Here is a 21,768-nt window from a genome sequence, read left to right as displayed (position 1 = left end):
GCTAGTCGCTCTCTGTGCCATCGACGTCGCTGGCCAGCTCGCGGGCGGCGGCGTTAAACGCATCCAGAACAGACAGCAGCGCTTCTTGCGCATTGATGATGCCGAGGTTGAGCGCGTGAAAGAGCTGGTCCTCGTTCAGACCAGCGGTGGTGACGAAGCACGCATCACCGCGCAGCTCAACCTCATCCTCAGCTAAACCAACGAGCGCGCGCCCATCGAAAGCACCGGAATTGAACTCGTTGCAGAGCACATGGAAGATGGGGAGCATCTCCGCATTGAGCTGTGTGGACAGCACGCTCTCGATGCGCACGAGGCCCTCTTCCACGGTGATGACCCAGTCAAGGTCGTTGAGGCGGGCAACTGCGGTTGTCGCATCTTCAGGGTGCGCGGTGGCTGCCATATCCAGCTCGGCGCCGTTGAGCACGCTCAACACGCGGTCCCGGCCGACGGCGGCCAGCGGTGATCCGGAGAGAATGTCGAAAGGATCGGAACTGCCGGATGCATTCTGGTTCTGATGTGGGTCCTGGCTCATGCTTGCTCCTCCTTATCCCAGGTGACAGCCTGCGGGAAGCGCTGTGCCACGACGTCGAAGATCTCAGCGAAGCTGGCCAGTGAACTCAGCAGGAAATGGCCGAGCTGAGCCAAGGAGAGGCCTTCGCCCACGCCCATGGCGCGGTTGGCGCCTAGGTGGATCTCCGCGTTACCCTTCGCATCCTCTTCTACGAGGAAGTTCAGGGTGGGCGCAACGCTGGCCCAGTTCAGCTCCGCCACCACGGCGGCTACCTCCGGTTCGAGGTGTGCTGGAAGAGTGCCCTCCCACGAGGCGAAGGCACTGAGTACCTCGCCTTCAGCGTCGAGCTCACAGTGCACTGCGATATGGGGGACACCGGTCTGCAGAACGCGGCGCGCGGAATCGGCACTGTCGGCGCCAGTGTCAGCGTCGTCTTCTGGCTCTGGGGTTGCCTCGATGAGTGCATAGTCGGCGGCGATAAGCTCGCACAACTGCGCCAACCGGTCGATGGTGACCGGCTCAACCACGTGGAGATCGGTCACTGCTGCTCACCCTGAGCGCCCTCGGCCCCCTCGCCCGCCTGCGCGGCTGACTCGGAACCGAGCTTAGCCATTTCTTCGGCAGCGGCGACCATGGCGTTCTGGGCGTTGATGACGCCGTCCACAGAGGCGCGCAGTGCGGCCGCGAGTTGTTCATCGGTCATTCCGGCCGCGCAAGGAATGTCAGCCTCGGTGCGTACGAGCAGCATGCCATCGAAGTCAGCAATGACGGCGCGTGCCCCCATAGCCACGGAGTTGATCTGGTTAGCGGCCAAGAAAAGACCTGCGTCTGCCTTGGCATAGTTGACGTCCGTCGGAACATCGCAGCGCACGATAGCAACGCTCTCCAGGACGGCGAACATGCACGGCAGACCGTTGAGATTAGCGGTCGCGGCGTCGTCGCGACCGGTGACCGGCTCGAGTTCGATGTCGAAGGTCTTCATCGCCTCGATAATGCGGTCAAGGGTGACCTCCGGCAGTGCGTGCGGATCCTCGGCGGTAGGCGTTGTCGGATTAGTCATGGTTGTGCTCCTTCCAGGTGACAAGCTGCGGGTACTGCTGTTCCATCCACTCGAAGGATTGCAACACAGCATCCAGGGTGGACATGACGAACGCGCCGAGCTGGTTGCGGGATGCACCATGGGTCACGTCCAGATCGCGTGCACCGGAGACCGCCAAAGCGTTGTCTGGCGCTTCGAAGAAGCGGAACGTCGGCGTGAAGTGGTCCTGGTTCCATGCGTTGATGTGCATGAGCAACGCAGGGCCTTCGGAGGCGGGGACAGAGCCGCGCCATACGGAATCGACGATGAGAGAGGAGCCAACGAGCTGGAAGGCGATGGCGGCGTTGGAGAAGCCGGTGCGCAAGAGGTTGACCGTTTGGCCGTCTTGAGTCTTCTGCTCTTCGATGCGGTATTCCAAGCCTTCTGACTCAAAGATTTCCGCTATGCGCTCGAGGCTGACTTCTTCGATGGGTGTGTCAGGCTGCAGCTGGCGCTGCTGCGCGTGGTCATGGTTAGTGGTGTCCGTCAATTCTTCTACTCACTTCGCTACATTTTTCTTAATCTTTTCCGGCCCCGACACTACCGGAGCCGTCTTCCCCGGGTGCGCAGGTGGGGGCCTCGACGAGTTTTTCGCCACCGAGCTCGTGGGCGAGCGCTGGAGCGATGTCGGGGTAGCGGAAGGTGTGGCCCAGCGCTTCCGCGCGCGTGGGAAGGACCTTTTGGTTGGCCAGTGCCAGCTCACGCGCACCTTCCTTACCCAGCAGTAGCGCTGGACCGACGCTGGGAATGGGGATGACGGTCGGCCGGTGAAGGAGTGAGCCGAGGGCATCCACATAATCGCGATTGAGCACCGGGGTGGGAGAGACCGCGTTGATGGCACCGCTCCAGGCAGGGTCGAGGGCGGCGCGGACGAACATATCTGAGAGATCATCCTGCGCAACCCAGCTATTCCACATGCTGCCCTTGCCAAATGCACCGCCTAGGCCAGTAGAAAACAGCGCCCGCAGCAGCGGCAGGATTCCCGCGTTGGCAGATTGCACGATGCCGGTGCGCAGGTTCACTACTCGTTTCCCGGCCTCACGTGCCGGCGCGCAAGCATCCTCCCACGCCGTCACGACATCGGCCAAAAAGCCCTCACCGCGCTCCGAGCCTTCGGTCAGTTCTTCATCGCCCCGGTCCGGGCCGTAGATACCGATAGCGGAAGAACAGACCATCGCAGTCACGGAGGGAGTCTCGGCCGCCAGCTGCGCCAGCAGGTGAGTAGGGCCTACACGTGAATCCCGAATAGCTTCCTTGTGCGCGGTATTAAAGCGCCCGAAAATCGGCTCGCCGGCCAGGTGGATGAGGATATCAACGCCGTCCAGCAAATCTTTGGCGGGCACAGTAGGCCGCCACAGGCGCTCGCCGGCACCTGGTTTAGAGCGCACGAGCGGAATGACGGTGTGGCCCAAGGTGCCGAGCTGTGCGGCCACAGCAGTGCCTACCGTGCCGTGCGTACCAGTTATTGCTATTGTGCGGGGCTCGGCGTTGAGAGCACCCAGCCGCTGAGCAAAGCGAAAATCCTCAATGAGCTGCTGCTGCCGGTAGGCAAAAATCGATTCCACTGCCCCCGTGGGGATGCGGGTGTCCACCTTGTCGGTGATGAGTGTGCCCTCTGGGTGGTCTTCAAAGACGTGTTCGTGGCGCCAATTGGCCAGCGAACGGAAGGGGGCATTGATGCAGACATCAGCGAAAGAACGCCGCGGCTGGTACCTACTCAAATCATGCCGGGCGACCCATTTCAAACCACCAGGAAACCCCAAGATAGAAGTCCCATCAGCTAATGACTCAGCCTGCTGCAGGGGAGTCATGAAACCGAAAGGCGCGGTGAGGCGCGCGAGCGCTCCCGGGCGGGTGTGCCATTGCCAAACCTCTTCGCGCGGGGCTGGAACAACGTGCTGGGTAGTAAAACTCACTGTCTAGGGACCTGCCTCAAAAGATTCGGGGTGCGAGGGCGTACACAGCACGCCTGAAGAGTGCTATGGTTAGTGCTGGCTTTCAAGCATAGACAAGTCCTTTTAACCATTGTCCGACATCCTTTAAAGACCGCACCGTGAGGCGGGGAAGGAGGTCACGATGAGTGAAACCGGCACCCACGCGGAGTCCAACGAGCTGTTGAGCTCGAAAGACGTCGCGCGCACTGTCGCACGCATCGCGCACCAGATCATTGAAAAGACAGCGCTAGATTCGAGTGATTCCGCTCGAGTCCTGCTCTTAGGCATTCCCTCTGGTGGCGTGCCGTTGGCGCAGCGCCTTGCCGAAAAAATTGAGGAATTCTCCGGGGTGGAGGTTCCTTGGGGCTCCCTAGACATCACGCTGTACCGCGATGATCTCTATGCCCGCCCGCACCGTGCATTGCAGCCTACGACGGTGCCCGACGGCGGCATTAACGGCGCCACCGTGATTCTTGTCGACGACGTCTTATACTCCGGCCGCACTATCCGTGCCGCACTCGATGCCCTCGCGGACATCGGCCGTCCCGACATCATCCAACTCGCAGTCCTCGTGGACCGTGGACACCGCCAGGTCCCCATCCGTGCTGATTACGTGGGCAAGAACATTCCCACCGCGCGCGACGAGGACGTCACCGTGTACAACGCTGATATCGATGGCCGCGATGCCGTCGTTCTCACCCGCTTCACTGCACAGCCCGGCAAGGAGGCATAAATGAAGCACCTCATTAATATCGCCGACCATAGCGCCGAGGAGATCCTTGGGCTGATGGATGAGGCCGACCGTTTCCGGGAAGCCCTCGAAGGCCGCGAAGTCAAGAAGCTGCCCACGCTGCGCGGGCGCACCGTTTTCACCTTGTTCTATGAAAACTCCACCCGCACCCGTTCTTCTTTCGAAACGGCGGGTAAGTGGATGTCGGCTGATGTCATCAACCTCTCCGCGTCGACGTCTTCGGTCAAGAAGGGCGAGTCCCTCAAGGACACCGGGTTGACTTTGACGTCGATCGGCGCAGATGCCATCATCATGCGCCACCCTTCCTCGGGTGCTGCGCAGCAGCTCGCCGGCTGGGTGGCACCTGAAGGGCAGGGGCCGAGCGTCATCAACGCCGGCGATGGCTCTCACCAGCACCCCACGCAGGCGCTTCTCGACGCCGTCACGATGCGCCAGCGCCTGCACCTAGGAGCGGATCGCTCCGCTGCAGGCACCGGCTTCGAGGGACTGAAAGTCACCATCGTTGGTGATTGCCTGCACTCCCGCGTCGTGCGCTCCAACGTGGACCTGTTGTCCACCCTGGGAGCCGAGGTCACGCTCGTCGCTCCGCCGACACTGTTGCCCTTCGGCGTGGACACTTGGCCGGTGCGGGTCTCCCATGACTTCGACGCCGAGATGCCGGAGGCGGACGTCGTCATGATGCTGCGCGTTCAGGCAGAGCGCATGAACGGCGGCTTTTTCCCCTCGCACCGCGAATACGCCGCCCTCTACGGGCTGTCCAAGGACCGCGCCGCGGCCATGAAGAAGGATGCCATCATCATGCACCCAGGCCCCATGGTTCGTGGCATGGAGATCAACTATGCCGTGGCCGACTTTGACAACACCGCAGTGCTCCAGCAGGTCAACAACGGTGTCCATGTGCGCATGGCCACCCTCTTTATGCTGCTGACGAACGGCGAGAACGCCGGTATCTAAATCGAGATGTCCCACTTAGCAACGAGGAGAGCTGAAGAATCCATGACTAATTATCCAGACACCGGCGTGCTCTCGGCTCCTGCGGCGGGCACCTTGCTCATCACCAACGTCCGCCCTTATGGCGAGGGCGAACCCACCAGCATCCTGATCAAGGATGGCGTCATCGAGGCCATCGGCACCGCCGCCGATGCCGGGGACGCCAGGGACGCCGGGGCCGTGACCCCGGCAGTTGAGGTGGACCGCACTATCGACGGTGGCGGCAACGTGCTGTTGCCGGGGTTGGTGGACATGCACGTTCACCTGCGTGAGCCCGGCCGCGAGGACACCGAGACCATCGAAACCGGCTCGCGCGCTGCCGCCAAGGGCGGCTTTACCGCCGTGTTCACCATGGCCAACACCTCCCCGGTGACGGACCAGCCCATCATCGCCGAGTCCGTCTGGGCCAAGGGCCAGGCACGTGGCCTGTGCGACGTCCATCCGGTCGGCTCCATCACGAAGGGCCTCGAGGGCAAGACCCTGACCGAGTTTGGCATGATGGCCCGCTCGGACGCCAAGGTGCGTATGTTCTCCGACGACGGCAAGTGCGTCCAGGACCCACAGCTCATGCGCCGTGCCCTGGAATATGCGAAGGGACTTGACGTCCTGCTGGCGCAGCACGCAGAAGACCACCGCATGACCGAAGGCGCTAGCGCCCACGAGGGCGAGGTTGCGGCCCGCCTGGGCTTGCGCGGCTGGCCGCGCGTCGCTGAGGAATCCATCGTCGCCCGCGACGCCCTACTCGCGCGTGATTACGGCAACCGCATGCACATCTGCCACGCTTCGACGAAGGGCACCGTGGAGCTGCTCAAGTGGGCCAAGGAACAGGGCATTCCGCTGACCGCCGAGGTGACCCCGCACCACCTGCTGCTGACCGATGACAAGCTGGTGACCTACGACGGCGTCTACCGCGTCAACCCACCGTTGCGCGAGGAATCCGACGCCCTGGCCCTGCGCCAGGCCTTGCTTGACGGGCTTATCGACGTCGTGGCCACAGACCACGCTCCGCACGGCAGCGAAGACAAGTGTGTCGAGTTCGAGCACGCTAAGCCGGGCATGCTGGGACTGGAATCCTCCCTGGCGGTCATCGCCAAGCTCTTCGTCGCCACCGGCCTGGCCGACTGGCGCTTCGTCGCCCGCGTCATGTCGGAGCGTCCGGCAGAGATTACTCGCCTGCCTGGTCATGGCCGCCCGATTGCGGTGGGCGAGCCAGCCAACCTCACCATCGTCGATCCCAAGCACAAGTGGGTATCGGATTCCACGCGTCTGGCTTCGAAGTCGGAGAACAACCCCTATGAGGGGGAGGAATTCGGTGCACGCGTGGCCTACACCATCCTGCGTGGCGCGGTGACCTACGACCTAGCGGCTGAAAGCGCCAGCGAGGCGGCCGAGTAATCGGGATAATCGACAATCAGAGTTGCTCGACACTTAAGTAACCAACGCACGTCCCCAATACAACCAACCCTTCACCGAGAAAATTCACTGAAAGGTTCAACACACAGTGACTTCCACTACCACCACCCCCGCCATCTTGGTCCTCGCTGATGGCCGCACCTTCCGAGGCTTCGGCTTCGGCGCCACCGGTACGACTCTGGGCGAGGCAGTCTTCACCACCGCCATGACGGGCTACCAGGAGACCATGACGGACCCGTCTTACCACCGCCAGATCGTCGTCGCCTCTGCGCCGCAGATTGGCAATACGGGCTGGAACGATGAGGACAACGAGTCCCATGACGACAAGATCTGGGTTGCCGGCCTAGTTGTCCGTGATCTGGCCCGCCGCGTTTCCAACTGGCGTGCCGCCCGCTCCCTGCCGGAGGAGATGGAGAAGCAGGGAATCATTGGTATTGGGGGAATCGATACCCGCACTTTGGTGCGCCACCTGCGCAATCACGGCTCCATCAAGGCAGGTATCTTTTCCGGAGAGGCCGCTGAGCGGGACGTCGAGGAGCTCGTCTCTGAGGTCAAGAACCAACCTTCCATGGCCGGCCTTGACCTGTCCGAAGAAGTCTCGACCGATGAGGTCTATACCTTCCCAGCCGTAGGGGAGAAGCGCTTTACCGTCGTGGCCTATGACATGGGAGTCAAGACCGCCACCCCGAAGCACTTTGCCGAGCGCGGCATCGAGACCATCGTGGTTCCCGCCAACACCCCGTTCGAGACGATCAAGCAGTACAACCCAGACGGCGTGTTTGTCTCCAACGGTCCGGGCGACCCGGCTACCGCTGACACCATGGTCGGCATCGTGCGCGACATCCTTGCTGCCAAGTACCCCTTCTTCGGCATCTGCTTTGGCAACCAGATCCTCGGCCGTGCGCTGGGTATGGACACCTACAAGCTGAAGTTCGGCCACCGCGGCATCAACGTTCCGGTGCGCAACCAGCTGACCGGAAAGATCGATATCACCTCCCAGAACCACGGGTTTGCTTTGGCCAGCCCCTCGGGCAAGGAAGACCCGGCCGGCGAGGAATTCGATACCGACTTCGGCCCGGCAGTGGTCTCCCACACCTGCCTCAACGACAACACCATCGAAGGTGTTGCGCTCAAGGATGGCATGGCGTACTCCGTGCAGTACCACCCTGAGTCCGCCGCCGGCCCACACGATGCCAACCCGCTCTTTGACCAGTTCATCGAGCTCATGACTGAAAAGTCCCCGAACAAGTAGAACGCAACCAGGAAAAGGAAGAAGAAACACATGCCAAAGCGCAACGACATCAATCACGTCCTGGTTATCGGCTCCGGTCCGATTGTTATTGGTCAGGCCTGCGAGTTCGACTACTCCGGCACCCAAGCCTGCCGCGTGCTCAAGGAGGAAGGCCTGCGCGTCACGCTGGTTAACTCCAACCCGGCAACGATCATGACGGACCCGGAGTTCGCCGACCACACCTATGTGGAGCCCATCGAGCCCGAGTTCATCGAGAAGATCTTCCAGAAGGAAAAGGAAGAGGGCAACCCCATCGACGCCGTGCTGGCAACCCTGGGCGGCCAGACCGCTCTGAACGCCGCGGTACAGTTGGACCGGCTGGGCATCCTCAAGAAGTACGATATCGAGCTCATCGGTGCTGATATCGACGCCATTGAGCGCGGCGAGGATCGTCAGAAATTCAAGGACATCGTGGCCTCCATCGGTGGCGAATCCGCGCGCTCCCGTGTTTGCCACACGATGGAGGAGGTCCACGAGACCGTTTCCGAGCTTGGCCTCCCGGTCGTTGTACGCCCATCGTTTACCATGGGCGGCCTGGGCTCCGGCCTGGCCTTTAACGAAGAGGACCTTGAGCGCATTGCCGGCGGTGGCTTGGCTGCCTCACCGGAGGCGAACGTCCTCATCGAGGAGTCCATCCTGGGCTGGAAGGAGTTCGAGCTCGAGCTCATGCGTGACGGCGACGATAACGTTGTGGTCATCGCTTCCATCGAGAACGTCGACGCCCTCGGCGTCCACACCGGTGACTCCGTGACCGTGGCCCCGGCATTGACCCTCACTGACCGCGAGTACCAGAAGATGCGCGACCAGGGTATCGCCATCATCCGCGAGGTCGGCGTCGACACCGGCGGCTGCAATATCCAGTTCGCTGTAAACCCGGATGACGGCCGCATCATCACCATTGAGATGAACCCGCGCGTGTCCCGCTCCTCCGCGCTGGCCTCTAAGGCCACCGGTTTCCCGATTGCCAAGCTGGCAGCCAAGCTGGCGATTGGCTACACCCTGGATGAGGTACGCAACGACATCACTGGCGTGACCCCGGCGGCCTTCGAGCCGACTCTGGACTACGTCATCGTCAAGGCCCCGCGCTTTGCTTTTGAGAAGTTCCCGGGCGCCGATGACACTCTGACCACCACGATGAAGTCTGTGGGCGAGGCCATGGGTATCGGCCGCAACTATATTTCCGGCCTGAACAAGGTCATGCGCTCGCTGGAGGGCAAGCCTTCTGGTTTCTGGACCAAGCCGGATGAGTACTTCGCTGGGGAGCGCGCAACGGACGTGGAGGCCGTTCTCAAGGACCTGGAGCGTCCGACCGAGGGCCGCATCTACGATGTCGAGCTGGCTCTGCGTCTCGGTGCCACGGTGGAGCAGTTGCACGAGCACTCGCACATCGACCCGTGGTTCCTCGCCGAGCTTGAGGCGCTTGTTGAGTTCCGCGAGGAGCTCGTGAGCGCGCCAGTCCTGGACGCTGAATTACTGCGCCGCGCTAAGGTCTTTGGCCTGTCCGACGCCCAGATCGCGGCTCTTCGCCCAGAGTTCGCCGGTGAGGATGGCGTGCGCTCCCTGCGCTGGTCTTTGGGCATTCGCCCGGTGTACAAGACCGTTGATACTTGTGCGGGCGAGTTTGAAGCCCAGACCCCGTACCACTACAGCGCTTATGAAATGGACCCGAACGCTGAGTCCGAGGTGCGCGAGAGCAGCGAGAAGACCAAGGGCAAGGTCATCATCTTAGGCTCCGGCCCGAACCGTATTGGCCAGGGCATCGAGTTTGATTACTCCTGCGTGCACGCCGCCCTCGAGCTATCCCGTGAGGGCTACGAGACGGTCATGGTTAACTGCAACCCGGAGACGGTGTCGACTGACTATGACACCGCCGACCGTCTCTACTTCGAGCCGCTGACCTTCGAGGATGTCATGGAGGTTTACCACGCGGAGGCCGCTGGTGGTGAAGTTGCCGGCGTCATCGTTCAGCTGGGTGGCCAAACCCCGCTGGGCCTGGCTGAGCGCCTAACGGCTGCCGGCGTTCCGGTCGTGGGAACCTCGGCCGCTGCCATCGACTTGGCCGAGGACCGCGGTGAATTCGGCAAGGTGCTTGCCGAAGCCGAGCTGCCTGCACCGGCCTTCGGCACCGCTACCTCCTTTGAGGAGGCCCGCCAGGTCGCTTCGAATATCGGCTATCCGGTGCTGGTCCGCCCGTCCTACGTGCTGGGTGGCCGCGGCATGGAGATCGTCTACGACGAGGATTCGCTGCGCGATTACATCGAGCGCGCTACCGAGATCACCTCGGATCACCCAGTCTTGGTCGACCGTTTCCTAGATAACGCCATTGAGATCGACGTCGACGCGCTGTGTGACGGCGAGGAGGTCTACCTCGGCGGAGTCATGGAGCACATCGAGGAAGCAGGTATCCACTCCGGTGACTCCTCCTGTGCGCTGCCGCCGATGACGCTGGGGCCGGAGGATATTGAGAAGGTGCGGGAGTCGACGCGTCGCCTAGCGCACGGCATCGGCGTCAAGGGCCTGATGAACGTTCAGTACGCCCTGAAGGATGACACTCTCTATGTCATCGAGGCCAACCCGCGTGCCTCCCGTACCGTGCCCTTCGTCTCCAAGGCCACCGGCGTGCCGCTGGCTAAGGCTGCCGCACGCGTCATGCTGGGTGCATCCATTGCGGAGCTGCGCGAGGAAGGCATCATTCCGTCCACTTACGACGGTGGTTCCCTGCCGCTGGAGCACCCGATTGCGGTCAAGGAAGCCGTGCTGCCGTTTAACCGCTTCCGTCGCCCCGACGGCCAGCTGCTGGATACCTTGCTTTCTCCAGAGATGAAGTCCACCGGCGAGGTGATGGGCTTGGCTGATAACTTCGGTGCCGCCTATGCCAAGGGTGAGATGGCCGCCTTCGGTGAGCTGCCCACCGAGGGCACCGTGTTCGTCTCCGTGGCCAACCGCGATAAGCGCACCCTTATCTTCCCGATTCAGCGCCTGGCCTACATGGGCTACACCATCGTGGCCACTGCCGGTACCGCGCAGATGTTGCGCCGCAACGGCGTCGAGTGCGAGGTGGCCCGGAAGGTCTCGGAAGCTGGGGAGGGGGAGGAGTCCATCGTGGACCAGATCCTCGGCGGCAAGGTCGACCTCATCCTCAACACCCCGGCAGGCTCCGCCGGCGCCCGTCACGATGGCTATGACATCCGCGCCGCTGCGGTATCCGTGGGTGTTCCACTGGTGACCACCGTCCAAGGCGTGACCGCAGCCGTGCAGGGCATCGAAGCCCTGCGCCGCGGAGACCTCAAGGTACGCGCGCTGCAGGAGCTTAAGCATGACCCAGCCAACTAGGAAGACGCCGTCTTTCGGCGAGCGCCTCGTGGCAGCCGGTGCGGAGCGCGGGCGCCTGTGCGTGGGCATCGACCCCCACCCGCACTTGCTGGAGGCCTGGGGCCTGTCGGTTGATGTGGATGGTCTGCGCACGTTTACGCTGCGCTGTGTAGAGGCTTTCGCGGAGACCGCGGCGGTGGTGAAGCCGCAGGTGGCCTTCTTTGAGCGTTTCGGGTCTCGCGGTTTCGCTGTACTTGAGGAGGCCCTGGCGGGCCTTCGAGAGCAGGGCTGTTTGAGCCTAGCGGACGCGAAGCGCGGAGACATCGGTTCCACCATGGCGGGCTACGCGCAAGCTTGGCTCGGGGAGGACTCGCCGCTGCGGTCCGATGCTGTGACGGTCTCGCCCTACCTCGGTGTGGGCGCTTTGAGCCCAGTCTTCGACCTAGCGGAGGACACGGGACGAGGGGTCTTCGTCCTTGCGGCGACCTCCAACCCGGAGGCCGTGGCGTTGCAGTCGTTGAGCGTCGACGGCCGCAGCGTGGCGCAACGAGTCGTCGATGAGCTTGCGCAGCGCAATGCGTCTGCGGCTGGGCCAGACAACACCGTGGGTGCTCTCGGCGTGGTCGTGGGCGCGACGTTGGAGGCTCCGCCTGTATTAGACCAATTAAACGGTCCAGTGCTGCTTCCGGGAGTCGGCGCCCAAGGCGCAACGCCCGCGGATGTAAGGCAACTCACCGCAGCGGCGCCTGAACTCGGCTTTGCTAACGTCTCCAGGGCCATTCTTTCGCAGGGGCCTAATGTCTCTGACCTGCGGAAAGCCGTAGTGGATACGGCGGCGGAGTTCCGGCACTAATACTCAGACCAGGTAGCGGCGTGCTGGATTAACAGGAGCGCTGTTTACCTGGTATTTTGTTTAAGGCATGTGCGTTGACGTGCAGGAACCTTTAAGTGAAAGGGGCCGCGTTGCGTCACCGCGTACAGACCAGTGCTAGGATTGCCAGAAGTCGGTTCGTGGAGGTAGCAAAAGCTATCCCGCGCTGGGGAAATCTTCCCACCGTGAGCCGAGATTCTGGTGCTAGCCATCAGATGACAATGTTCGTACTAATGAAATCGGAGGAAACCCGTGGCCCTTCCCAAGTTGACAGATGAGCAGCGCAAAGAAGCTCTCGCAAAGGCCGCTGAGGCCCGCAAGGCTCGCGCTGAGCTCAAGGCTGCGTTGAAGCGCGGCGAGACCAACCTGCAGGAAGTTCTGGAGAAGGCCGAGACTGACGAGATCATCGGCAAGACCAAGGTCTCCGCTCTCCTCGAGGCTCTGCCGAAGGTTGGCAAGGTCAAGGCCAAGGAAATCATGGAGGACCTGGAGATTGCTCAGACCCGTCGCCTGCGTGGCCTGGGTGACCGTCAGCGCCGCGCCCTGCTCGAGCGTTTCGGCTACGGCGAGTAATTAGCACAATGGCTGACGAAACTGCACGCGGGCGCCTGGTCGTTCTGGCCGGGCCGTCCGCTGTGGGTAAGTCCACTGTGGTTTCGCGCCTGCGTGATGATGTTGACAACCTCTACTTCAGCGTCTCAATGACGACGCGCCAACCCCGCCCCGGCGAGACTGATGGGGTGGATTACTTCTTCGTCTCCCCGGAGGCTTTCCAAGAACATATTGATGCCGGTGACATGCTCGAATGGGCTGAGATCCACGGTGGTTTGCAGCGCTCCGGGACGCCGGCTCAGCCGGTGCAGGAAGCGATGGTGGCCGGCCGTCCGGTGTTGGTGGAGGTTGATCTTGCAGGCGCCCGCAACGTGAAGGCGGCGATGCCGGAGGCGGAAACCGTGTTTCTCGCCCCACCATCCTGGGAAGTTCTGGTTGAGCGCCTAACTGGGCGCGGGACCGAACCGCAGGATGTCATTGACCGCAGACTGCATACTGCAGAGACGGAACTTGCCGCGCAAAAGGAATTCGACCACATCGTTGTGAATGAAGATCTCGATGAGGCCGTTGCTGCAATTAGTGCTATCCTGCGTGGATAGACCACGATTTTGACCATCTACCAACAGTAAAGGTGCATGTGACCAACGTGACCACACCTGCCAATTCTGAGGCCGTGAAGCCGGAGCCAGTATTCGATCCGCCGACGGGTATTACCGATCCGCCGATTGATGAACTGCTGGGCAAGGTCTCGTCCAAGTACGCTCTGGTGATTTTCGCTGCGAAGCGCGCACGCCAGATCAACAGCTACTACCAGGAACAGGATGAAGGCGTCTTCGAGTTCGTCGGACCACTGGTAACCCCGGAACCGGGTGAGAAGCCGCTGTCCATCGCCCTCCGCGAGATTGACGCTGGCCTGCTGGACCACGAGGAAGGCAACTAGCCTGCTCATCGTGAAGGCAACAAGGCAGCTTCTTAAAGTGCCTTAGCGCCATTCTGAATCTAAACCCACCCAAGTGTCTCTCTAGGCGCTTCGGTGGGTTTGCTGTGTCTTGGGTACTATCGGCCGAGTGAAGGACGTACAGAAAACCCCAGATAGTTCAGAGTTGAGACCTGCGTCGACCAAGCCCGCAGGAGGCCGCCAAATCCTTATCGGCGTGGCAGGCGGCATTGCTGCCTATAAGGCGTGTCACCTTATTCGGGATTTTAAAGAACAGGGCGATGATGTCCGCGTCGTTCCCACGGAGGCCGCATTGAACTTCGTTGGGGCGGCCACCTTCGAAGCTTTGTCAGGACACCCGGTCTCCACAACCGTCTTTGATGCCGTGGATGAGGTCCAACACGTTTCCTTGGGGCAGCAGGCTGATGCAGTCGTCATCGCTCCTGCCACCGCGGATCTTATCGCCCGGTTGGCCTGTGGCCGCGCCGATGATCTTTTGAGCGCTTCCGTGCTGGTTGCTACGTGCCCCGTCATCATTGCCCCCGCCATGCACACGGAGATGTGGCTGAACCCGGCAACCCAGGACAATGTGGCAACGCTCCGCCGGCGCGGTATCACCGTGATGGAGCCGGCGCATGGCCGACTCACCGGCACCGATACGGGTGCCGGCCGCCTGCCGGAACCAGAGCAGATAGCGGAGTTTGCTCGTACGATTATCGCGGGGCATCGCGTGAAGCATGATTGGCAGGGCCGGAAGGTTGTGATCTCTGCCGGAGGTACCCAAGAGAACCTCGATCCAGTGCGGTACCTTGGCAACCGTTCTTCTGGACGCCAGGGTTTTGCCTTGGCGGAGATCGCTGCGCAACGCGGGGCGGATGTCACTATTGTTGCTGGAAGCACTGAAGCGCTTCCCATCCCTGCAGGCGCTTCCGTGGTGCGCGTGACATCGACGCGGGATATGCAGGAGGCGATGAATAGCGAAGCTGCCGATGCCGACATCATTATCATGGCCGCGGCTGTTGCCGACTACCGTCCCGCGTCCGTGGCGGATTCGAAGATGAAGAAGGGCGCAGCAGACGAGGACTTGGCCAGCCTTGAGGTCGTGGAGAACCCGGACATACTCAAGGGTCTGGTGCAGCGGCGTGAGAATGGTGAAGTTAAGCGCGAGGCAATCATCGTTGGCTTTGCTGCGGAGACTGGTGATGAGACTACTAGCGTGCTTGAGTATGCCCAGCAGAAGTTTGTGAAGAAGGGCTGTGATGTGCTCATGGCTAATGAGGTCGGAGAGGGCAAGGTCTTTGGCCAAGCCACGAGTGCCGGGTGGATCCTTCGTCGCTCTTCCGACCCAGTGGTGGTTGCCCCGGGCTCAAAGCAAGTTGTGGCCGCACAGATTCTTGATGTGGTGAATGAAATGTTGGAAAAGTAGCGCTCGTTCTTGCAGTTGTAGACCGCTTGGTCTACGATGGGGCGGTGTTAACAGCCGAGGCGTGGGTGAGGCGAAGTCCTGCCCACGGCGCGCGGAATTAGTTTAAGGAAGATTTGTGACTGATAAAGCTGCTCAGGCGGTGCGCCTTTTTACTAGCGAATCCGTGACAGAAGGTCATCCGGATAAGATTTGTGACGCGATCTCAGACGCCATTCTTGACGCCCTCCTGGAGGAAGATCCTGACGCCCACGTCGCTGTGGAGACTCTCGTGACGACGGGCCAAGTCCACGTCGTGGGCGAGGTGCGCACCTCCGGTTATGTTGAAATCCCACAGATCGTCCGCAAGACCCTTGTAGAGATCGGTTTTACCTCTTCCGATGTGGGCTTTGATGGCCACACCTGTGGCGTCAACGTGGCCATTGGTGAACAGTCCCAGGAGATCGGGGCCGGCGTCGACGCCTCCACAGAGGTACGTTCGGGGACGTTTGAGGATGATGACCAGTATGGCGCTGGTGATCAGGGCCTCATGTTTGGCTACGCAACGAATGAAACTCCAGAGTTTATGCCGCTGCCGATTTCGACGGCTCACCACCTTTCGCGCCGTCTTACCCACGTCCGCAAGGAAGGTATCGTGCCTTCGCTCCGTCCCGACGGAAAGACTCAGGTCACCTTCGCTTACGACGAAAATGATGTGCCGACGCGCTTGGAGACGATCGTGATCTCCACGCAGCATGATCCGGATGTGACCCAGGAGTGGTTGGCCGAGCAACTTCGCACCCATGTCGTCGAGTGGGTCGTGAACGATGCTGAATTGGGCCAGTACTACACCGAAGATACTGAGCTTCTCATCAACCCATCCGGCTCCTTCATTCTGGGCGGGCCCATGGGTGATGCGGGCTTGACCGGCCGCAAGATCATCGTGGATACCTACGGTGGCATGGCCCGCCACGGTGGCGGTGCGTTCTCCGGTAAAGACCCAAGCAAGGTGGACCGTTCCGCGGCTTATGCTATGCGCTGGGTGGCTAAGAATATCGTGGCCGCTGGCCTGGCTGACCGTGCCGAGGTGCAGGTTGCCTACGCCATTGGACGTGCAAAGCCGGTCGGCCTGTATGTGGAGACCTTCGGCACTGCCCACGAGGGCTTGAGCGACGCTGACATTCAGGCAGCGGTGAATAAGGTCTTCGACCTGCGCCCGGCCGCGATTATTCGCGAGCTCGACCTGCAGCGTCCAATCTATCGTCAGACTGCAGCCTATGGACACTTCGGGCGTACCGATGTCGATCTGCCGTGGGAGGACACCTCGCGAGCCGACAGCCTGCGTCGCGCCGCCGGCCTGTAGAATCGGGCCCTATGCCCAAGAAGACACCCGCCGCCCAACAACCGGTCGCGCGGGTGTTGCCTTTGTTAGGGGTGGCCCACTTGGACCGAGAATTCGACTACCTCATTGATGAATCGGATTCACAGGCTGCTCAGCCCGGAGTGCGGGTGCGCATCCGCTTCAATGGTCGTCTGGTTGACGCCATCTTGTTGTCGCGGGCTAGCGATTCCGACTATGCGGGTTCGCTTCGTTATATTGATCGCGTCATTTCTCCTTATGCGGTGTACACCCCGACAATGTCAGCGCTCATCGAATCCCTCGCGGCTCGTTATGGCGGCGTGCGCTCCGACATCATTCGCACCGCGATCCCGGCGCGCCACGCCAAGGCCGAAGAAGCAGACGTGGATACGCCGTGGGAGGAACTTGGCACTGCCGAGTATCCGGATCTTTCCGCGTGGTCGGGCTACCAGCACGGGGAGTCCTTCGTAGATTCGATCTTGTCCGGGCACATTGCCCGGGCAGCCTGGCAGATAGCACCCGGGGAAGACTGGGCCGGTGCTTTGGCAGCCCTTGGAACCAGCGTGGCCCTGCAGGGCGGGGGCGTGCTCATGGTCGTCCCCGATCAGCGTGACTTGGATTGCCTAGAGGCGGCGTTTCGCCGTCACGTTTCTGCCAAACAAATCACTGTCCTCGCGCACAGTACTGGGCCCCAGGCCCGTTATCGTCGCTATCTTTCCGCCTTAACTGGTCAAGCACGGATCGTCATCGGTACTCGCTCCGCAGCCTTTGCCCCAGTCAAGGGCCTCAAGCTGGCCGTTGTCCTCAATGACGGCGACGATAATTTGGTGGATAACCTCAAGCCCTATGCCCATTCGAGGGAGGTGCTTAGCACCCGCTCGGCACAGGAAGGCTGCAGCCTTGTCCTCGCCGGCCATGCGCGCACCGCAGAAGCCCAGTTGCTTGTTGAATCGGGGTGGGCCCACGATCTTTTACCTAGCGACACAGCGCTGGAGAAGAGGCGCCCCAACATCCTTGCGGTGGGTGCGTACGGGATTAATCTGGCCCGCCACATGCAGGGCGGGACGACGGCTGTCAGCGGCCCGGCATTTCAGGCCACACGTGCGGCGCTCGACCGCGGTGAGCCCGTTCTCGTACAGGTCCCGCGTAAAGGTTATGCGCCGATTTTGGCTTGTGGGCACTGCGCGTCCCCGGCGCGTTGCCGTCATTGCAATGGCCCCTTGGGTCTGCCTTCCGCTGGTGCTTCGAGGGATGAATCGACAGATTCGGCTGCGCTGCCGACGTGCCGGTGGTGTGGGCGCGTTGACGCTCATTATCGGTGCTCCGAATGCGGCTCGCCGCGGCTGCGCGCCATCGTGCTGGGTTCGGAACGCACGGCGGAGGAGATGGGCCGCGCATTTCCCAACACCCGAGTGATTCAGTCGGGCGGATCCACCATTCTCGATGAGATCCCTACCGGTCCCGCGCTGGTTATCGCTACACCGGGCGCGGAACCGCGCATCGCGGAGGGTGGGCACTACGGCGCCGCCCTCTTGGTGGAAACCGGGGCGCTGCTGGGCCGCCAGGATCTGCGAGCCACGGAGGACACTTTGGCCAAGTGGGCGGCTGCTGCGACTCTCGTCGCGCCGGCACGCGACGGCGGTGCGGTGATCGTTGCTGCCGATGAGCAACTGCCACTCGTGGGCTTCTTGAGCCGCTGGGACATGGTGGGAGCTGCAGCAGCGGAATTGCAGGCACGCCGCGAGGTACGCTTTCCACCTGCTGTGCATATGGCGGCCGTCGACGGCGCCGATGCCTCCCTCGATGCATTTTTGGAGTTGGCGGAACTGCCGGAACATGCGGAGCTTCTCGGGCCCGTCCCGTTGCCGCCGGGAGTGAGCCTGCCAGGTGACTATGATCATGAGCGCGGCGGTGAGCCGCAGCGGCTATTGATTCGTACCCCACTAGGTCCGCGTTCAGAGCTCGGTCAGGCTTTGAGAAGGGCTAATTCCGTGCGCAGTGCACGCAAGGATGTGTTGCCACTGCGCATCACCGTGGACCCAATCAACATCGGTTAAGGGCTGCGTTCTTTTCACCCCTGGCGGGCGCGCGCTGCTGGAGGTGAACTATTCTCGGTAGCCGACACACTGTTTAGCCCTCGAGGAGTACCACTATGACTGTGCGCGAGGTTCGCCTTTATGGCGATCCGGTCCTGACCACCCGTGCCGAGGAAATCACCGAGTTCGGGCCGTCACTGGAAAGCTTGGCCCAGGACATGCTGGAAACCATGGAAGATGCTGGGGGAGTCGGATTAGCCGCCAACCAGATTGGTGTGACCAAGCGCATCTTCGTCTTCGATTGCTCACACTTTCAAAGCGGCCTGCGCGGTGCGGTAATCAACCCAGAGTGGGAAGCGGTAGGGGAGGACATGCAGTTAGGAACTGAGGGCTGCCTGTCCATCCCAGGTATTTCGCAGCCCACCGAAAGATTCTCCACGGTGCGTCTGCGCGGCTACGACCCGCAGGGCCGACCTGTATCGATGTTGGCTTCGGGGCTGATGGCGCGTTGCACACAGCACGAAACAGATCACCTGGACGGTGTCTTGTTCCTCCAGCGCCTGAGCGACGAACTGCGCAAGGAATCTATGAAGACCATCCGCCAAGCGGAGTGGTTTAACTCATAGCCGCGCGCACGCTCTGACGCCAGCGCGGCCCCACATCGATTAAAACCTAGAACCCAAACAACGTGAACTAAGAAAGGCCTGCCTTCACAGTGCGCATTATTTTCGCCGGAACCCCCGAGCCCGCTGTTGTGGCTTTGCAGAAGCTTATCGAGTCCCATCATGAGGTAGCCGCAGTCATCACTCGGCCCGACGCCCGCCGTGGTCGTGGACGCAGCGTCCATCCGAGCCCCGTGAAAGCCTTAGCTGAGGAACACGGCATCGAGGTGCTCACGCCGACCACCCTCAAGCAGGGCACCGAGGACGGCGATGCATTGCGTGCACGGCTAGCAGAGATCGCCCCCGAGTCCATTCCAGTGGTCGCCTACGGAAACCTGATCACCGAGGACCTCTTGAGCCTTCCCAAGCACGGCTGGGTCAACCTTCACTTTTCCCTTCTCCCAGCGTGGCGTGGCGCTGCCCCAGTGCAGGCTGCTATTGCTGCGGGAGATGAGCGAACGGGTGCTACAACCTTCCGGATTGATCGAGGCCTGGACACCGGGGATATCTTGGCCACCATGGAAGAGACAATCCGGCCCACTGATACCGCGGATGACCTGCTGACGCGCTTGGCGTATGCCGGCGGTGATCTGCTCGTCGAGACGATGAATGGTTTGGAAGATGGCAGCATCACCCCGCAGCCGCAGGCGGGTGAGGCCACCTACGCGCACAAGATTTCCACGGAAGACGCCCGAATCGATTGGACCGCGCAGGCCGATGTTGTCGATCGCCATATCCGTGCGCATACTCCAGGGCCGGGCGCGTGGACCCTATTGGGGGAGTCGCGCTTAAAGGTAGGCCCGGTCAGCATCGTGGAGCCAGCAGAACTAGAGGAGTTGCCAGACACCACCGCGTTGACTTCGCTGCAACCGGGCGAAGTACACGTGGCGAAGAAGGAGGTAATGGTCGGTACCGGAAGCGCCCCGGTGCGCCTAGGCCAGATCCAACCGCCCGGCAAAAAGATGATGAATGCCGCCGACTGGGGCCGCGGGCTTTCTAGCCGGGCTTCCCAAGCAGCAGAGGGCGGCCAGGATGAGGTGAAGTTTTCATGAGTGGAGGTTTCCGATCCCGCAGCAAGTCCGGTGATCCGGCAGCTCGCACCGAGCGCGCCGAACAGCAACGCAGCGGTGGACGCAGAACCGCACGTGGCGGTACTAACCGCCAGACTAAAGGAAAGCGAGAGAATCGAGGCGGACAGCGCCAGCACAGCCGCCGGGACCGACAGCCAGCGTCCTTCATGTCCGCAGCGCGGCGCTGCGGAGTGGATGTCCCACGCGCGGTGGCTTTCGAGGTGTTGCAGCGTGTAGAGGCCGATGATGCTTTTGCCAACCTCACGCTGCCAAAGGTAGTAAGTGCGAACAACCTTAGCGGCCGTGATGCAGCCTTCTCGACGGAACTCACCTACGGCACGCTGCGCAGCGAAGGCGTGCTTGATGCGGTTATCGCCGAGTGCGCTTCGCGCGGCCTAGAGGCCATTGCACCTGACGTTCTCATCGCCTTGCGAATGGGCACCTACCAAGTGCTGTACACCCGCGTTGAAGCGCATGCTGCGGTCGATACCACCGTCCGCCTCGTGGAGGCAGCTGGCCACGAAAAGGCCAAGGGCTTTGCCAACGGCATTATGCGCACCATCACCCGCACACCTGCGCAAGGGTGGCTAGACAAGCTTGCTCCAAAGGAAGAGGTCGCGGCTGTGGCCTTCCGCCATGCCCACCCGGAGTGGATTGCCCGCTCTTTCGGACGCGCCTTGGGCCTGCTGGACGCCGCTGGTGAGAGCAAGCTCAACGCCGAACAGACAGCGGAGTTGGAACGCGCACTCGAAGCGGATTCTGAGCGGCCTCTGGTGCATTTGGTAGCGCGGCCCGGCGAAATCTCTGCGGAAGAGCTTGCGCTCATTACCGGTTGTGAGGAAGGGCGTTATTCGCCTTATGCGGTGTATCTTGAGCAGGGTGACCCGGGCTCGCTAGAGCCCGTCCGTCAGAAGTTGGCAGCGGTCCAGGACGAAGGATCACAGCTGATCGCACGCGCAGTGACGGAAGCTGAACTCATCGGCGACGACACCGGACGCTGGTTGGACCTGTGTGCGGGCCCCGGTGGCAAGGCTGCCTTGATGGGTGCCATCGCCCGCATTGAGGGGGCGGAAGTCGATGCCGTAGAAGTCTCTCCGCACCGCGCTACCTTGGTGGAAAAGACCGTGGGAGACCTACCTGTCCGCGTGCATCGGGCGGATGGTCGTGCGCCGGGTCTCGGTGCAGGCTTCGACCGCGTGCTTGTCGACGCCCCCTGTTCCGGCCTGGGTGCGCTCCGTCGCCGCCCAGAGGCTCGCTGGCGCAAGGCCGAGTCCGATATTGCGGAGCTCAACAAACTCCAGAGCGAGCTCCTCGAATCCGCATTAGAGCTCGTTCGTCCCGGTGGTGTTGTGGTGTACTCCACCTGCTCGCCCGATCTGCGAGAGACCCGAGGCATTGTGGATGCGGCCTTGGAGCGCCATGGAGCTGGGACAGAGGCGCGTATCGAGGAGCTGGATGCGCGGGAGGTGCTGCCGGAAATGGGAGACCTCGGCAGCGAGCTCTCCGCCCAAATGTGGCCGCACCGCCACGGAACAGATGCAATGTTTTTCGCCGTCCTCCGCCGAGTAGCGGACTAGCGCCCCGTGAGGGACTAGGCT

The 21,768-nt window shown here is 61.9% G+C and carries 20 protein-coding genes; 15 read left to right on the top strand and 5 right to left on the bottom strand.

Annotation, left to right across the window (positions count from 1 at the left end; all coding sequences use genetic code 11):
- Position 1: 1 nt before the first annotated feature.
- Genes HMPREF3147_RS04430 through HMPREF3147_RS04410 form a run of 5 tightly spaced genes read right to left on the bottom strand, consistent with a single transcriptional unit; the run spans position 2 to position 3,505 of the window.
- The gene (locus HMPREF3147_RS04430) at positions 2-532 is read right to left on the bottom strand and encodes a hypothetical protein (RefSeq protein WP_070444967.1); all 531 of its coding nucleotides are present in this window, start codon (positions 530-532) and stop codon (positions 2-4) included.
- Positions 529-1,053 carry a hypothetical protein gene (locus HMPREF3147_RS04425; RefSeq protein WP_070444964.1) on the bottom strand — a complete coding sequence of 175 codons (525 nt, stop codon included), beginning with the start codon at positions 1,051-1,053 and terminating at the stop codon, positions 529-531. The genes HMPREF3147_RS04430 and HMPREF3147_RS04425 overlap by 4 nt, the downstream gene beginning before the upstream one ends.
- Positions 1,050-1,571: a YbjN domain-containing protein gene (locus tag HMPREF3147_RS04420; RefSeq protein WP_070444961.1), complete on the bottom strand. Its 522-nt coding sequence runs from the start codon at positions 1,569-1,571 to the stop codon at positions 1,050-1,052. The genes HMPREF3147_RS04425 and HMPREF3147_RS04420 overlap by 4 nt, the downstream gene beginning before the upstream one ends.
- Positions 1,564-2,079: a YbjN domain-containing protein gene (locus HMPREF3147_RS04415; protein ID WP_070444958.1), complete on the bottom strand. Its 516-nt coding sequence runs from the start codon at positions 2,077-2,079 to the stop codon at positions 1,564-1,566. The genes HMPREF3147_RS04420 and HMPREF3147_RS04415 overlap by 8 nt, the downstream gene beginning before the upstream one ends.
- A 28-nt stretch (positions 2,080-2,107) precedes the next feature.
- Positions 2,108-3,505 carry a TIGR01777 family oxidoreductase gene (locus tag HMPREF3147_RS04410; protein ID WP_070444955.1) on the bottom strand — a complete coding sequence of 466 codons (1,398 nt, stop codon included), beginning with the start codon at positions 3,503-3,505 and terminating at the stop codon, positions 2,108-2,110.
- A 160-nt stretch (positions 3,506-3,665) separates the two neighbouring features.
- Here HMPREF3147_RS04410 and pyrR point away from each other — a divergent pair, with 160 nt between their 5' ends.
- From pyrR to HMPREF3147_RS04335, 15 genes are all read left to right on the top strand, one after another.
- Positions 3,666-4,256, top strand: coding sequence for a bifunctional pyr operon transcriptional regulator/uracil phosphoribosyltransferase PyrR (pyrR, locus tag HMPREF3147_RS04405; protein WP_070444952.1), 591 nt, complete (start codon positions 3,666-3,668; stop codon positions 4,254-4,256).
- The gene (locus HMPREF3147_RS04400) at positions 4,257-5,228 is read left to right on the top strand and encodes an aspartate carbamoyltransferase catalytic subunit (protein ID WP_070444949.1); all 972 of its coding nucleotides are present in this window, start codon (positions 4,257-4,259) and stop codon (positions 5,226-5,228) included.
- Between the two features lie 42 nt (positions 5,229-5,270).
- On the top strand, positions 5,271-6,659 hold the full coding sequence (locus HMPREF3147_RS04395; RefSeq protein WP_070444946.1) for a dihydroorotase: 1,389 nt from the start codon (positions 5,271-5,273) through the stop codon (positions 6,657-6,659).
- Between the two features lie 106 nt (positions 6,660-6,765).
- Positions 6,766-7,929, top strand: a complete 1,164-nt coding sequence (gene carA / locus HMPREF3147_RS04390) for a glutamine-hydrolyzing carbamoyl-phosphate synthase small subunit (RefSeq protein ID WP_070444942.1) — start codon at positions 6,766-6,768, stop codon at positions 7,927-7,929.
- Between the two features lie 30 nt (positions 7,930-7,959).
- The gene (gene carB, locus HMPREF3147_RS04385; protein WP_070444939.1) at positions 7,960-11,301 is read left to right on the top strand and encodes a carbamoyl-phosphate synthase large subunit; all 3,342 of its coding nucleotides are present in this window, start codon (positions 7,960-7,962) and stop codon (positions 11,299-11,301) included.
- Positions 11,285-12,133: an orotidine-5'-phosphate decarboxylase gene (gene pyrF, locus HMPREF3147_RS04380; RefSeq protein ID WP_070444936.1), complete on the top strand. Its 849-nt coding sequence runs from the start codon at positions 11,285-11,287 to the stop codon at positions 12,131-12,133. The genes carB and pyrF overlap by 17 nt, the downstream gene beginning before the upstream one ends.
- Before the next feature lie 270 nt (positions 12,134-12,403).
- On the top strand, positions 12,404-12,724 hold the full coding sequence (mihF, locus tag HMPREF3147_RS04375; protein ID WP_010186801.1) for an integration host factor, actinobacterial type: 321 nt from the start codon (positions 12,404-12,406) through the stop codon (positions 12,722-12,724).
- A gap of 8 nt (positions 12,725-12,732) precedes the next feature.
- Positions 12,733-13,302 (top strand): guanylate kinase, encoded by a 570-nt coding sequence (gene gmk, locus HMPREF3147_RS04370; RefSeq protein WP_070444933.1) that lies wholly within the window; start codon positions 12,733-12,735, stop codon positions 13,300-13,302.
- A gap of 38 nt (positions 13,303-13,340) precedes the next feature.
- Positions 13,341-13,643 carry a DNA-directed RNA polymerase subunit omega gene (gene rpoZ, locus HMPREF3147_RS04365; RefSeq protein ID WP_010186799.1) on the top strand — a complete coding sequence of 101 codons (303 nt, stop codon included), beginning with the start codon at positions 13,341-13,343 and terminating at the stop codon, positions 13,641-13,643.
- A 163-nt stretch (positions 13,644-13,806) separates the two neighbouring features.
- Positions 13,807-15,066 carry a bifunctional phosphopantothenoylcysteine decarboxylase/phosphopantothenate--cysteine ligase CoaBC gene (coaBC, locus tag HMPREF3147_RS04360; RefSeq protein WP_070444930.1) on the top strand — a complete coding sequence of 420 codons (1,260 nt, stop codon included), beginning with the start codon at positions 13,807-13,809 and terminating at the stop codon, positions 15,064-15,066.
- 115 nt (positions 15,067-15,181) lie between these two features.
- Positions 15,182-16,405: a methionine adenosyltransferase gene (gene metK / locus HMPREF3147_RS04355; protein ID WP_070444927.1), complete on the top strand. Its 1,224-nt coding sequence runs from the start codon at positions 15,182-15,184 to the stop codon at positions 16,403-16,405.
- 11 nt (positions 16,406-16,416) lie between these two features.
- Positions 16,417-18,459: a primosomal protein N' gene (locus HMPREF3147_RS04350; RefSeq protein ID WP_070444924.1), complete on the top strand. Its 2,043-nt coding sequence runs from the start codon at positions 16,417-16,419 to the stop codon at positions 18,457-18,459.
- Positions 18,460-18,554: 95 nt separating this feature from the next.
- Entirely contained in the window at positions 18,555-19,064 is a 510-nt protein-coding gene (def, locus tag HMPREF3147_RS04345) for a peptide deformylase (RefSeq protein ID WP_070444921.1), read from the top strand.
- A gap of 89 nt (positions 19,065-19,153) precedes the next feature.
- Positions 19,154-20,152 (top strand): methionyl-tRNA formyltransferase, encoded by a 999-nt coding sequence (gene fmt / locus HMPREF3147_RS04340; protein ID WP_070444918.1) that lies wholly within the window; start codon positions 19,154-19,156, stop codon positions 20,150-20,152.
- Entirely contained in the window at positions 20,149-21,747 is a 1,599-nt protein-coding gene (locus HMPREF3147_RS04335; protein ID WP_070444916.1) for an RsmB/NOP family class I SAM-dependent RNA methyltransferase, read from the top strand. The genes fmt and HMPREF3147_RS04335 overlap by 4 nt, the downstream gene beginning before the upstream one ends.
- Positions 21,748-21,768 lie beyond the last annotated feature (21 nt).

Origin of the sequence: Corynebacterium sp. HMSC05D03, from assembly GCF_001807205.1 — a bacterium.
GTDB lineage: Bacteria > Actinomycetota > Actinomycetes > Mycobacteriales > Mycobacteriaceae > Corynebacterium > Corynebacterium aurimucosum.
The sequence above is the reverse complement of the archived record's forward strand: the minus strand, read 5'-3'. Positions and strand labels throughout refer to the sequence as shown.